We start from the raw sequence: 12,852 nt of genomic DNA on the forward strand, positions 1-12,852 counted from the left end.
CGCCAGCAGGGTCCCACTCCTCCGTCGTCTCTCTCCGGCGGACTGCTTACTTGCCCAACTCCGACAGGCGTACCGGCGCGATCTTGCCGTTCTGCACCCAGCCCACCACGGTATCGGCCATGGAGCCGCCCTTGGCGTCGATGCCTTCCACCTCGTTCGGATTGACATCCTTCGGCAGCGTCTTGACCGCCTCGGGCATTTTCGCGCGGATGGCCGCTGCGTCGCTGGTGGTGCCGGCCAGCTTCATGGCATTGGCCAGCGCCCAGGTCATCGTGTAGTTCAGCGACATTTCCGTGGTGGCATCGCGACCGTCGTGCAGCTTCTTGTAGCGGGCGTTATAGGCCTGTGCCACCGGGCGTGCATCGTTGACCAGCGGCATCACGCCGATCGAGCCTTCGAGCATGGCCAGACCGTTCGTGACCTTGGCCATTTCGTCCATCTTGGCCTGGTCCATGATGATGAAGCCGCCCTTGAAGCCAAGCTCGCGTGCCTGCTTGACCACCAGCGCGGTCGGCTCCGACGGGCCGCCGACGAACATCACGTCGGGTTTGTCGGCGATGGCGCGCGAAACGCCAGTGTAGAAGTCGGTGGCCTTGGTGTACGACATCGGATTGTTGCCCACCACCTTGCCGCCCGCGCCTTCCCAGGCGGGCACGAACGCTTGCACCCAGGCCTTGGCGTAGTCATGGTCGGCAGGTACCAGCGCCACGTTCTTGCCAAAGCGCTTCATCTGCGCCTTGACGAACGGCTCGATGTAGCCGGTGTATGCCGGTGGGATGCGGATCGTCAGCTTGTTGCCGGCGTCGGTAATGCGCGGCACGCTCGAGTACGCCATCACCATGAACTTTTCCTGCTCATTGAAGGCCTGCAGCGCGAAGATGCCGCCCGAGTGGGGTACGAACACCGCCGGGGTCTTGTACTGCTGCACCAGGCGACGCGCATTGATCGCGGCTTCGGCAGGCGCGTACTTGTCGTCGAGCGAGACGACTTCCAGCTTGATCTTCTTACCCTTGACCTCGAGGCCGCTGGCGTTGATCTCGTCGACAGCCATCTGGATGCCCGACAGCACGTTCTTGCCGTAGAGCGCCGCGCCACCCGACAGCGGGCCCGTGTAGCCGATCTTGACCACTTCCTGCGCCAGTGTCGGTGCCGATGCGACCAATGCCGCCACCGCGCACGCGGCCAGCGGGAAGAAACGACCCAATGTCTTGTACTGCATTGCTGTCTCCTTTGAGTATTGACTGCGCTTGTTCTCTACGCCCTTATCGCCCTTTTCCCGCGAGTGAGAGAAGGGTGTATCTACTCGGTTCGGCGAATCGAATTACCCGCCGATGTACGCCTTCCTGATCCCCTCATCCTTCAGCAGCGTATCGCGATCACCTTCCATCACGATGTGACCGTTCTCGATCACGTAGGCGCGATGGGCGATGCCGAGCGCCGCGTAGGCGTTCTGTTCCGCCAGCAGCACGGTGGTGCCAGCGCGGTTGATGCGCTGGATGATCTCGAACATCTGCTTGACCACCAGCGGTGCAAGACCCAGCGACGGCTCGTCGAGCAGCAGCGCGCGCGGGCGGCTCATCAGCGCGCGGCCCAGTGCCACCATTTGCTGTTGCCCGCCAGACAGCGACCCCGCGGGATCGTCCTTCTTCTGGAACAGGATCGGGAACATCTCGTAGACCTCTTCGAGCGTCTTGCGGATGCCGGCGCGGTCACGGCGATGCACATACGCGCCAAGCGTCAGGTTCTTCTCGACGCTCATTGCGGGGAACAGCTTGCGGCCCTCTGGGCAGTGCACGAGTCCCGCCTGCACGATTTGCGACGGTTTCATCCCGCTAAGCTCGCGGCCGTCGAAACGCATGCTGCCGCCGCTGATGCGATGGATGCCGCTCATCGCCAGGAAGATGGAGCTCTTGCCCGCGCCGTTCGCGCCAAGCAGTACCACGAGTTCTCCGGCGCCTGCGTGCAGCGAGATATTGTCCAGGGCGCGGAAGCTGCCGTACGACAGCGAGACGCGATCAAGCTGCAACATGGTCGGCTCCCAGGTAGGCCTCGATGACGTGCGGATCTTGCTGGATCTGCGCCGGCGTGCCTTCGGCGATCTTTTCGCCGTAGTTGAGCACCATGATCTTGTCGGCCAGTCGCATGATCATGTCCATTTTGTGTTCGATCAGGCAGACGGTTTTGCCGTGCCGGACCATCTTGCGGATCAGTTCGGCAAGGCCGACCGTCTCCTCAGGGTTCACGCCACCGGCAGGTTCGTCGAGCAGCAGCAGATCGGGGTCGGTGGCCAGCGCCAGCGCGAACGCCACGCGCTTGCGCGCCTCCTGGGTGATATCGGCAGCCAGTTCATGCGCGAGGTGTGACAGCCCGACGAAATCGAGTGCGGCCTCGGCCTTTTCCCGGCACAGCTTCTCTTCCTCGCGCAGGCGGCTCGTGTTGAACAGCACGTCGGCCAGCCCGGATTTTGTGCGCAGCCGATGGCCGACGATCAGATTGTCGAGCACGGTCGCCCGGTCGAACAGCGAGGTTGCCTGGAACGTGCGCGCCACGCCCAGGCGGGCGATCTGGTCCGCGCGTAATCCGGCGACGTCCTGCCCCTTGAGCAGGATCTGGCCTGATGTCGGCGCGTGGGTGCCAGCGATCAGATTGAAGAACGTCGTCTTGCCGGCACCATTGGGACCGATGATCGCGTTGATATGGCCGGTCTCGAACTTTACGGACACATCGTGTACCGCGGTCAGGCCGCCAAATTTCTTGGTCAGGTTGCGGATCTCAAGCATTCTCGGCTCCGGGGCGGGTGGTCGGGACGGACGTGGTTTGCGTCGGGCGCGGGGCGGCCATCTGCCCACGGCGCGCGGCGGCGGCTCGGCGGACTTGCCGCTTCAGGAACGAACCGACGATGCCATCCGGCACGAAGATGATCAGCAGGATCAGCACCGGACCGAACACGAGCATCCGGTAGTCCTGCAGGAACTGCAGGGTCTGCGTGACCCACGGTACCAGCAGCGAACCAAGCAGCGGACCGAGTAGCGTGCCCGTGCCGCCGACCAGCATCGCCATGACCATGTCGAACGTGATGTCGGTGCGGGCGATGTCCGGACCCAGGAAGCGTACCTGGCCGGCATAGAGCGCGCCGGCGAATCCGGCGTAGCCCACGGAGAGCACGAACGACAAGACCTTGGTGCGCATCAGGTTGATGCCGAGCGCTTCCGCGAGAGCATCGCTGTTACGCACGGCCATGAAGCTGCGGCCGACCAGTGAGCTGACGATGCGATGCATGACGAACGTGCCCAGGGCCAGGAAGACCAGCACCAGGTAGTACTGCGCCTGCACGCTGTCGAAGGCGATCGGACCGATCGAAGCCGGGACCGGGATGCCGATCAGGCCTACCGCACCATGGGTCAGGCTTTCCCATTTCTCGATCAACAGATAGATGATGTAGCCTACGCACATCGTGAAGATCGAGAAGTAGTGCCCTTTCAGGCGCAGCGACACCGTGCCGACGACATAACCCAGCACCATGCAGACCACGCCGGACAACGCGAACGCGAGCCAGTACGGCATCTGATGATCGACGGTCAGGATGCCCAGCGTGTAGGCGCCGATGGCCATGAAGCCGCCATGCGCGAGATTGAGCTGGCCCGTGTATCCGGTCAGCAGGTTCAGCCCAAGCGTGGCGATGGCCATGATGAAGGCCAGCGTCATCACCGTCAGGTAGTAGCTGTTGGGGACGGCCAGCGGGAACACGATGGCCGCGACGAACAACAGCGTCCAGCCGATTTTGCCTTGCATTGATTTCATGGTGGTCTCCTGGTTCCTGTCAGGCGGTCTTGCCGGCGAACAGGCCCTGCGGACGCACCGACAGGATGATCACAAGCAGCAGGAAGGCGATGATGTCCTTGTAGTCGGTGGAGATGTAGAAGCCACCGAAGCTTTCGGCCATGCCGATGATCAGCCCGCCCACGATCGCGCCGGGGATGCTGCCCATGCCGCCGAGGATGATGATCACGAACGCCTTGGTGATGACAAGGTTGCCCATGCTCGGATAGACCAGGTTGATCGGCGCGTAGAGCGTGGCGGCGATGGCGGCCAGCGCGCCAGAGATCGCGAACACAAGCAGTGTCACGCGCATGGCGTCGATACCGACCAGCGCGGCGCCTTCGCGGTTCTGCGCCATGGCGACGATCGTCGAACCCGTGACCGTGCGCGTCAGGAACAGGTGCAGCAGCACCATCAGGCCGAATGCCGCGACGATGATCAACAGCCGTTGCAGTGGAGCGGTCAGGCCGAAGATCTCGACCATCTGTCCATATGGGGTGGGCATGCGGTGGAAGTCGGCCCCCCACAGCGCCTGCGCGCCGGCTTCGAGAAACAGCAGGATGCCGATGGCGGCGATCATGTCGTGAATCTCGGGCGCATGGCGCAGCGGATAAAAGACCAGGCGGTCCGCCAGCATCGACAGCATCGCCACCACGACGGCCGCCGCCAGCATGGCCAGCCAGTAATTCATGCCCAGCGTGGTCATGGCGTAGTACGACACATACGCGCCGGCCATGTAGAACGCGCCGTGCGCGAAGTTTGGTACGTGCAAGATGCCGTAGACCAGGGTCAGCCCGAGTGCGACCAGGCTATAGACGCCGCCCAAAGTCAGGCCATTGAGAAACTGCTGAAAAAACAATGCCATGAACTGTCTCCTTGCGCCGATACAGGGGTTTGTACCGACACTGTCTGTTGACGCCGTGACGTTCTCGCACGGTCGTTCTTTTTTGGTCACTGTTGCATAGCGTTTTAAGCAGCGTCAAGCGAACGGACGTAGTATTCCGCTGTGCGAAATATGGGCATGCGGAAGCCTTTCAGAACCTCCGCGTTATCCCTGATTTCAGTGTGCAAGTGGCCTCCGGGCGGGCCTTGCCTTACTTGCCGTGTGTATGACCTCTATTCTTTCCGCACATAGCGCGGTCGTTCCTTGCCGGAAACTGATATGAAGTCGAAATGAAGCGCACAACCTCGATTCCGATGCCCGCCGATACCGCCCTGGTATCGGCCGATGCCGCGCGTCCCGCCGAGGACGGGGATCGGAATTTTGTGACGGCGCTGGCCCGCGGCGTGGAGTTGCTGCGTGCGTTCGGGCCGGACGATGACTTCCTTGGCAATGCGGAGTTGTCGCGTCGTACCGGCATCCCCCGACCAACGGTTTCGCGTCTGACGTACACACTGGCCAGTCTCGGATACCTCGTGTACGTCGAGGCCCAGGAGAAGTACCGTATTGGCCAGGCGGCGATGCTGCCCGCGCAGCGCTATCTCTCGGGGGCCGGCATTCGCGATATCGCGCAGCCGCTGATGCAGTCTCTGGCGTTTGCCACTGGCTGCACGGTGGCGCTGGCGGCGCCGGATCGTCACGACATGGTGTATCTCGAGGTGTGCCAGCCGCGTGGTGCGTTGGTGATGAGGCTCACGCCTGGCTCGCGGCTGCCGATGGCGACATCGGCCATCGGCAAGGCGTGGCTGGCGGGCCTGACATCCGATCGGCGAGGCGCGGTGTTCGCCGAACTCGAGCGTCACCATGGGGCGCGTTGGGCATCCATCCGTACCAAGCTTGAGCGTGGACTGCGCGAACACGCGCGACGCGGCTTCTGCATGGCGCACGCCGAGTGGGACCGTTCGGTGAGTGGCGCCGCCGCGCCGGTGAGTCTGGCGGATGGCTCGGAAGTGCTGTCGATCAACATCGGCGGGGCGTCCACGCGGCTCTCGCCCGAAATTCTTGAAGGCAATCTTGGCCCCCGCATTCGCGAGTTGGCGGACGCGCTCGCGGCAAGACTCTGGCGGCCAGGCTGATCTTATTCAACGCAGACATCGAACCTTGGAGGCATGCATGGAAGTTCGCAACAAGACCGTAATCGTGACCGGTGGTGGCACCGGTATTGGACGCGCCCTGGTGCTGGCGTTTGCCCGGGCCGGCGCACGCGGCATCGCCGTGGCGGATATTGACGAGGCCGGGGCGTCGCAGGTGGCTGCCGAGGCCGTGGCGGCCGCGCCAGGCTGCCAGATCTTCTCGCAACGCGTGGACGTCGCGAATGCCGAAGCCGTGCAGAAGCTGGTCGATACTGCCACGCAGCGTTTCGGTCAGGTGGACGTGTTCTGCTCGAACGCCGGCATCATCCTGCGCAAGGGCCTGGATGCCACCGCGGACGAATGGCAGCGCATCTGGGAAATCAACGTCATGGCGCATATCCACGCGGCCAAGGCCGTGCTGCCGCAGATGCTCGAACGTGGCGATGGGTACTTCGTGAACACGGTTTCGGCTGCAGGTCTGCTCTCGCAGATCGGATCGGCGCCTTATGCCGTGACCAAGCACGCGGCGATCGGCTTTGCCGAATGGCTGTCGATCACCTACGGCGACCGCGGCATCAAGGTGAGTTGCATCTGCCCGCAGGGCGTGCAGACGAAGATGCTGTTCGGCGAGGGCGGCGAGCGCAAGGGCTTCCTGCAGGCCGGTTCGGTCACGGCCGAGCACGTTGCCGAGAAGACGCTCGAAGGCGTTGCCAACGAGAGCTTCCTGATCCTGCCACACCCCGAGGTGTTGGAGTACTACCGTCGCAAGGGGCAGGACTATGATCGGTGGCTGCGTGGCATGCGTCGGCTGCACGACCAAGTCACCAAGGAGTTCGGCAACATCGTCGTTTAACGCAGGGCCCCGCGCGGGGCCTATACCATATCCAGAGGCGAAAAGCCCGGAAAATCAGGAGACAGATCCATGTTTGTACGAATGTTCGCGCGTCGCCAGGTCGTGGCGATGCTGGCTGCCACGGCCTCGTTGGCGGCGATTCCCGCCGCGCAGGCCAACGATGCCTATCCGTCCAAGCCGATCCGCATGGTGGTTGGCTTTCCGAGCGGCGGCGCGCCGGACATTCTTGCGCGGATTTTCTCCGAGAAGATCTCACTGGGGCAGCCCGTTGTCGTCGACAACAAGCCGGGCGCGGGCGGCAACATCGGTGCGGAGACGGTAGCCCGTTCGGCGCCCGATGGTTACACGCTGGCGCTGGGCACGGTCGGCACGCACTCGATCAATGGCGCGCTGTACAGCAAGATGCCCTATGACATGGTCAAGGACTTCACGCCCGTGATCCTGTTGGCGTCCACGCCGAACGTGCTGGTCGTGCACCCCTCCGTGCCCGCGAAGAACGTGCAGGAACTGATCGCGCTGGCCAAGGCCAAGCCGGGGCAGTTGACGTTTGGCACGCCGGGCATCGGTACATCCTTGCACGTGGCGGGCGAGTTGTTCAATACGATGGCGGGAACGAAAATCGAGCATGTCCCATACAAAGGGCGGGCGATGGCCATTCCGGACTTGCTGGGCGGCCACATCACGATGATGTTCGACAACCTGCCGTCCGCGCTGCCGGTGGTGAAGGAGGGCAAGCTGCGCGCGCTGGGCGTGACCAGCGCGCAGCGGTCGACCTCCGCGCCAGATATCCCGACCATCGCCGAGCAGGGCCTGCCCGGTTACGAGGCAACATCGTGGTTCGCGGTCTTCGTGCCGGCGCATACGCCGAAAGAGATCGTGGCCAAGCTGAACGCCGAGATGAACCGCATTTTCACGCTGCCCGACGTGCAGACAAAACTCAAGACGTTGGGTCTCGATCCGATTCTCGGGACGCCTGAGAAGCTGGCCGAGTATCAACGCAGCGAGATCGCCAAGTGGGCGAAGGTTGTGAAGGACTCTGGCGCGAAGGCGGACTAATACCGCATGATCCCAACACGGGCCGGGGCCCTCGCGAGTCCCGGCCCTTGGGTAATCAGGCGTCCGGCTCGGCCGCGCCTTCGGCGGGTGCGGGCTGGGCGTCGCGCAGCCGGCTGAAGCTGATGATCGCGCCGATCGCTGCCACGCCGGCGGCGGCGAAGAGCGCGGTTCTCGCCGCACCAGCGTTGTCGAGGCTGAACAGCAGCGCAACCACCGCGGTTCCCGTGGTCTGCCCCAGCAGACGCGTCGTTGCCTGAGCACCGCTGGCACCGCCGCTTCGCTCACGTGGCGTGGCGCCGATCATCGCCCGGTTGTTCGGGGACTGGAAGAAGCCGAAGCCGATGCCGCACAGCGCGGTGCGCCAGGCGATATCGAAGCTGCTGGCGGTTGGCGAGAGCCAGGCCAGGCCGATCAGCCCGGTAGTCAGCATGATCAGGCCCGCACCCGCCAGGATGCTGGCCGGATAGCGATCCGACAGCCTGCCGGACAGCGCTGCCATTAAGGCGACCATCAGCGGCCACGGGGTGATCAGCAAGCCTGTTTCCTGCAGGCTGCGCCCAAGCTGATACTCGAGATAGAACGGCAAGGCCACGAACGCGAGCATCTGCGTCATGAACGAGCAGAACGATGTGCCGACAGCCAGCGTGAAGGCGCGGCTCGCGAACAGATCGACCGGTACCAGCGGCGCCGGACGTCCGCGTTGCCGACGTACCAGCAGCCAACCAAGGACGATGGCCAACGCAATCCCGATCGCGCCAACGACGCGCAGTGTTGCGTGGCCCATGCTGTCGACGCCGAGGATAAACATGCCGAAGACCACTGCGGACAGCACGGCGCTGGGATAGTCGAACGCGCGCGGCTGGGCCGGTGTATCAGGCAGCGCCCAGCGCGAGATCCATAGCGCGACGATGGCCACCGGTACATTCACCGCGAACAGCCACTGCCAGCTGCTGATGCCAAGGATCAGCGCGCCGAGTGACGGGCCAACGGCGATCGTCACGCCAACCACCAGCGCGTTGAGTCCGATGCCGCGTCCGAGCTTGGTCGGCGGATAGATGAATCGCACGAGCGCGGTATTGACACTCATGATTCCGGCGCCGCCGATGCCCTGGATGACGCGGGCCGCCACCAGCATTGGCAGGTTCACCGCGCATGCGGCGATCAGCGATCCGATGAGGAAGATTGCCAGCCCTGTCCGGTACACACGCTTGTAGCCGAGGATGTCGCCCAGTGACGACAACGGCAACAGACAGATGGTAACGGTCAACTGGTAGGCGTTGACGACCCAGATCGTGCTGGCGGCTTCGGCGTTGAGCTCACGGGAGATCGATGGCAAGGCGATATTGGCGATCGAGCCATCGAGCACGGCCATGATGAGACCGCAGAAGACGGTCAGGATTGCCCAGACGCGCTGGGGATAGGGGAGTCCTTGATGGGGCTGCATGGAACGGGGCGGAGAGCGGCTTGGGCTTGCCATTCCGGGCCCGGAGACCCCGTCAGACCGCTTTTGGCGCCCTGGATTTGGAAGAGAACGGCCCCGCCATTATCGTCCTGTCAGGCCATGCAGCGCAAATCTGGAAATCTCTGGCGGCGTGTCATGCGGCTACGTGACAACGCTTTCCTGCGCCGCCGGATCAGGTGGTTGACGTTTCCTCGGGCTGATTCGGGCTGGCACGGAAGTCATGCACCGCAGCCTGCAATGCCCGGGCTTCTGTTTCCAGGAGGGGCGACCACTCGTTGCCGTCATCGCAGAGCCGCTCTACGGCTCGACAAAGCTTGACGATGGTGGTTGCGCCGACGATCAGGAATGCCCCCGCGCAACGGTGAGCCCATTGGCCCAACGCCTGGGTATTGCGGCTGAGCAGGATGCCGGCAAGCTTGGGCTCGTCCGTTTGCAGGTGTTCGCGCAGCAGCGCCAGGTAGCGCTCGCGATCCGCCCCCGCGACGATGTCGGTGGGGCTTCCGGTCGAGGCGGGCGTGGAGCGCGCGGCATCTACGGCCAGTTGCGAGGACACGCCGTGCAGGGCGTGCTCTAGCTCCGCCAGCGACACGGGCTTGGCAATGTAGCCGTCAAATCCGCGCGCTTGCCAGTCAGAGGCCTGACCGGCGTGCGTGACTGCGCTGAATGCGAAAACCGGCAGCGGCGGCCTTTTGGTCTTGATTGCAGATAGCAGTTCATATCCGTTCATTACCGGCATCTGAATGTCGGTCAGCACGATGTCGACAACTCGTTGATCGAGCACCGCGAGTGCCTGGCGCCCATCGTTGACCACGATTGACGCCCAGCCGATCGTCTCGAGTTGCTCGGCAATCAGCATGCGATTCAGTGGGTTGTCTTCGGCGACCAGAACCGTGCCGTGCTGATGGGGCGAGTGGGAAGCCGCTTCGGGCCGCGCGTTTTCACTGGCGCTGGCGGTTCGGTTCGTTGTCTCGACCAGTCGCGGAGGAGCGACCAATGCGGCCTTGACGCCCGCCAGGATGGCGGTGTGGCTGTATGCGGAAACCTCGAAGATCCCCGATTCCAGCTCTGCTGGGCGATCCGGCCCATTGCGCGTGATCCACACGGCGTTTGTCGGGCAAACGGTTCGAAGTGATCTGATTGTGTCGAGTCCATACTCTCCGGTCACAACCATAATCTGGGGGTGGCTGGTACACAGCCACGCGTGGGCGGCGCAACTGGCAGGCAGTACATGCACCTGGCAGCCTACCCTTGTCAGCCACGCTTCCAGCGTGGCGCCGGATTCCGTTTCCTGGCACAGCACCATGACCATGCCACCGAGCATCGTCAGTCCATGTGGAGGGGCCGTTGCCGCGGGCTCGGCAAACGGAATGACTACCGTGAAGGCACTGCCCACGCCCTCGACGCTTTCAACGCTGATGTGTCCGCCCATCAGCTCGCTAAGTCGGGCGCAGATGGAGAGGCCGAGTCCAGTGCCGCTGTATTGAGCCGTGGTGCTGGTCTCGCCTTGCACAAAGGGTTGGAACACACGGGAAGCCAGCGCCTGAGACATGCCGTCTCCGGTGTCTCGCACCCGGCAGACCAGCGTCGCCAGTCCTTGCGCATCTCGAGAGATTTCCGCACTAAGCGAAATTTTCCCGCTCGCCGTGAACTTGAACGCATTGCCAAGCAGATTGTTGACGATCTGCGCCAGCCTCATACGATCGCCCCTCAGAAGCGTACTCAGGGTAGGCGAAAGGTGGGCGTAGAAGCGGATCGGTCGATCCGTCACCATGGGCGCGTAGGAAAGGGACAGACTCTCAAGTTCGTCGAGCGGATTGAAAGGCGCGGAGACGAGCTTCATCTCGCCAGCATCTATCTTCGAGAAATCAAGAATATCGTTGACGATGCGGCGCAGCCCTTCGGAGGACGACTGCAATGCGCGCAGCCGGGTTGCGTGTGCCTCGAGGCCGGCGCTACGCCCAAGCAGTTCGAGATTGCCCAGAAGCGCATTCAGTGGTGTGCGTATCTCATGGCTCATCGCGGCAAAGAAGTTTGATCGGGCACGCATCATGGCTTCCGTAGCTTGCTGGGCCGAGCGAAGCTTCTGTTCGAGTTGTTGTTGTGCTGTTACGTCCTGAATGGCACAGAAGAGCACGCACTCTCCGCGGTACTTGGCGGGGGCTGATGTAATCTGCAAAAACTGTGGCTTCGAAGCAGGTGCGGCTTCCGTCGTGGAATTGCACTGCTGGGCTGCGTCGGCATTGGCGCACCCGGGCACCCTGATCTGTGCAATTGGCCCGAACGCGTCACTGAAAGCCTGCGAGGGGCGTTGGCGCAGGGCGTCGATGATCCGGGCGGGCATGGTTGCTCCCTGACTGAATCCAAGCAACGTGTCGGCAACCAAGTTCGAGGTCACGATGACGTGGTCTTGCTGGCCGACGATGCAAAGCCCGATCGGGGTGGCATTGACGAGGATATGGTTGATCGTTTCGTTTTCAAGCGCGCGAGTAGCTTCGGCCTGGCCGTGCCGCAGCAGATGAATGTCCCAATAGCGCGCGGATATCACGATTGCGATGATCAACATCATGCTCAGGGAGCCAATGGCTATCAGTTCGTAGTAGATCGAACTGAATAGCTTGCCATAGGACAGGAAATAGACGAGGGAGCCAAACTCCTGGCGCAATGGCTGCACCAGCACCAACCCGGATCTTCCGAGCCGGAGTGTATCGGGGGGCAGGCGGCGCGTGCGCGAGAGAATGCGTTCCGCGACTTCGAGTGAGCTTCCCGACGGGGAGATGTCGATGCGGTCTTCGGCGCGATTGAGCAACAGCAGCATGGCCGCACCGCTCGGGCGCTTGAGCTGGGACAGGAAGGCATTGACAGGTGTACTCGATGCGATGAGCGCAGGTCGGTGTCCGTCGCCTGCCGTTGTAGCGGCCACGGACGTCATCACTTGCGAGTGCAGCACCGGATCCTCGACGGGGCCGATCCATACTTGCTCGCCGCTACGCGGAAGTTCCTGACCAGTCTGGGCCTGCAATGCCTGAACGATTTTGTCCCGCAGTACTGTCACAGGGTCGCTTTGCTCTGAAATCAGAAGCACCGCATCGAGTGACATTGGAGACGGTGTCAGGATGACCGCGTACTCGGCATTCGCGTCGACCACGTAGGCGGGATTGTCGAGTTCGAAGGCGAGGCGGGTGGTCAGCGCGGCGATGGCAATCTGCTGCAATTGCCAGACGCGTTCTGGGAGCGAACGGCCCCAAGCCTGCTGCGTGCTCGAGGGTATCAGCAATGTGTAGCGGCCATCAGGAGCAACGGCGACGCCAGTCCGACGAATGCGTTCGAGCAGATCGGGATCGGTAGGCGAATCGCTGTGGGCATTCAGGTAATGCGCCACCGTCAGCGTCGTTCGGCGCAGGAATGAGGCATCGCTCTGGAGTTGAAGGGAGATCGCGCTGACATACTGGGCAAGACGACTGCGCCGGATGTCGAGCTGCTTGGCAGCCGCGAGTCCGCCGAGCAGGATGGCCGATACGATGACGATCGCAATCAGGAGGCCGACTGTGGCGTAGTAGAGCTGACGCTGCCGTCTTGCGTTGCGCGCCAGGGAAGCAAACGCCTGCGCCAGCGACTCCTGAGTGCGATCGAGAACTTGCTGCATTTGAAG

At 63.0% G+C, this 12,852-nt stretch carries 10 protein-coding genes; 3 read left to right on the top strand and 7 right to left on the bottom strand.

The genetic code is table 11. From position 1 onward, the window contains the following. Positions 1-46: 46 nt before the first annotated feature. The 5 genes from RMET_RS20590 to RMET_RS20610 all read right to left on the bottom strand — a co-directional run bounded on the left by RMET_RS20590 (position 47) and on the right by RMET_RS20610 (position 4,684). The gene (locus RMET_RS20590) at positions 47-1,219 is read right to left on the bottom strand and encodes an ABC transporter substrate-binding protein (protein ID WP_011518484.1); all 1,173 of its coding nucleotides are present in this window, start codon (positions 1,217-1,219) and stop codon (positions 47-49) included. 102 nt (positions 1,220-1,321) lie between these two features. After that, on the bottom strand, positions 1,322-2,029 hold the full coding sequence (locus RMET_RS20595) for an ABC transporter ATP-binding protein (protein WP_011518485.1): 708 nt from the start codon (positions 2,027-2,029) through the stop codon (positions 1,322-1,324). After that, on the bottom strand, positions 2,016-2,780 hold the full coding sequence (locus RMET_RS20600) for an ABC transporter ATP-binding protein (RefSeq protein ID WP_011518486.1): 765 nt from the start codon (positions 2,778-2,780) through the stop codon (positions 2,016-2,018). The genes RMET_RS20595 and RMET_RS20600 overlap by 14 nt, the downstream gene beginning before the upstream one ends. Further along, positions 2,773-3,801, bottom strand: a complete 1,029-nt coding sequence (locus RMET_RS20605; RefSeq protein ID WP_011518487.1) for a branched-chain amino acid ABC transporter permease — start codon at positions 3,799-3,801, stop codon at positions 2,773-2,775. Before RMET_RS20605 ends, RMET_RS20600 begins: the two co-directional genes overlap by 8 nt. A gap of 19 nt (positions 3,802-3,820) precedes the next feature. Then, complete coding sequence (locus tag RMET_RS20610; RefSeq protein ID WP_011518488.1) at positions 3,821-4,684, bottom strand: branched-chain amino acid ABC transporter permease; 864 nt, start codon at positions 4,682-4,684, stop codon at positions 3,821-3,823. 308 nt (positions 4,685-4,992) lie between these two features. On the opposite strand from RMET_RS20610, the gene RMET_RS20615 reads away from it, so the two are divergent. The 3 genes from RMET_RS20615 to RMET_RS20625 all read left to right on the top strand — a co-directional run bounded on the left by RMET_RS20615 (position 4,993) and on the right by RMET_RS20625 (position 7,741). Beyond that, positions 4,993-5,835 carry an IclR family transcriptional regulator gene (locus tag RMET_RS20615; protein WP_011518489.1) on the top strand — a complete coding sequence of 281 codons (843 nt, stop codon included), beginning with the start codon at positions 4,993-4,995 and terminating at the stop codon, positions 5,833-5,835. A gap of 37 nt (positions 5,836-5,872) precedes the next feature. After that, on the top strand, positions 5,873-6,685 hold the full coding sequence (locus RMET_RS20620; protein ID WP_011518490.1) for an SDR family oxidoreductase: 813 nt from the start codon (positions 5,873-5,875) through the stop codon (positions 6,683-6,685). A gap of 108 nt (positions 6,686-6,793) precedes the next feature. Continuing rightward, the gene (locus RMET_RS20625; protein ID WP_409365169.1) at positions 6,794-7,741 is read left to right on the top strand and encodes a Bug family tripartite tricarboxylate transporter substrate binding protein; all 948 of its coding nucleotides are present in this window, start codon (positions 6,794-6,796) and stop codon (positions 7,739-7,741) included. A gap of 55 nt (positions 7,742-7,796) precedes the next feature. Here the strand turns inward: RMET_RS20625 and RMET_RS20630 are convergent, their stop codons facing one another. Together RMET_RS20630 and RMET_RS20635 are read right to left on the bottom strand one after the other, a co-directional pair. Then, a complete protein-coding gene (locus RMET_RS20630) occupies positions 7,797-9,185 on the bottom strand; it encodes an MFS transporter (RefSeq protein ID WP_080710387.1) in 1,389 nt (462 codons plus the stop codon). A gap of 190 nt (positions 9,186-9,375) precedes the next feature. Continuing rightward, positions 9,376-12,846, bottom strand: coding sequence for a hybrid sensor histidine kinase/response regulator (locus RMET_RS20635; RefSeq protein ID WP_011518493.1), 3,471 nt, complete (start codon positions 12,844-12,846; stop codon positions 9,376-9,378). Positions 12,847-12,852 lie beyond the last annotated feature (6 nt).

It is taken from the genome of Cupriavidus metallidurans CH34 (assembly GCF_000196015.1).
Lineage (GTDB): Bacteria > Pseudomonadota > Gammaproteobacteria > Burkholderiales > Burkholderiaceae > Cupriavidus > Cupriavidus metallidurans.

What these genes read in the sequence shown, in the direction of transcription:
- RMET_RS20590 (WP_011518484.1), bottom strand. Translation starts at nt 1,219, where the DNA reads ATGCAGTACAAGACATTGGGTCGTTTCTTCCCGCTGGCCGCGTGCGCG.
- RMET_RS20595 (WP_011518485.1), bottom strand. Translation starts at nt 2,029, where the DNA reads ATGTTGCAGCTTGATCGCGTCTCGCTGTCGTACGGCAGCTTCCGCGCC.
- RMET_RS20600 (WP_011518486.1), bottom strand. Translation starts at nt 2,780, where the DNA reads ATGCTTGAGATCCGCAACCTGACCAAGAAATTTGGCGGCCTGACCGCG.
- RMET_RS20605 (WP_011518487.1), bottom strand. Translation starts at nt 3,801, where the DNA reads ATGAAATCAATGCAAGGCAAAATCGGCTGGACGCTGTTGTTCGTCGCG.
- RMET_RS20610 (WP_011518488.1), bottom strand. Translation starts at nt 4,684, where the DNA reads ATGGCATTGTTTTTTCAGCAGTTTCTCAATGGCCTGACTTTGGGCGGC.
- RMET_RS20615 (WP_011518489.1), top strand. Translation starts at nt 4,993, where the DNA reads ATGAAGCGCACAACCTCGATTCCGATGCCCGCCGATACCGCCCTGGTA.
- RMET_RS20620 (WP_011518490.1), top strand. Translation starts at nt 5,873, where the DNA reads ATGGAAGTTCGCAACAAGACCGTAATCGTGACCGGTGGTGGCACCGGT.
- RMET_RS20625 (WP_409365169.1), top strand. Translation starts at nt 6,794, where the DNA reads ATGCTGGCTGCCACGGCCTCGTTGGCGGCGATTCCCGCCGCGCAGGCC.
- RMET_RS20630 (WP_080710387.1), bottom strand. Translation starts at nt 9,185, where the DNA reads ATGCAGCCCCATCAAGGACTCCCCTATCCCCAGCGCGTCTGGGCAATC.
- RMET_RS20635 (WP_011518493.1), bottom strand. Translation starts at nt 12,846, where the DNA reads ATGCAGCAAGTTCTCGATCGCACTCAGGAGTCGCTGGCGCAGGCGTTT.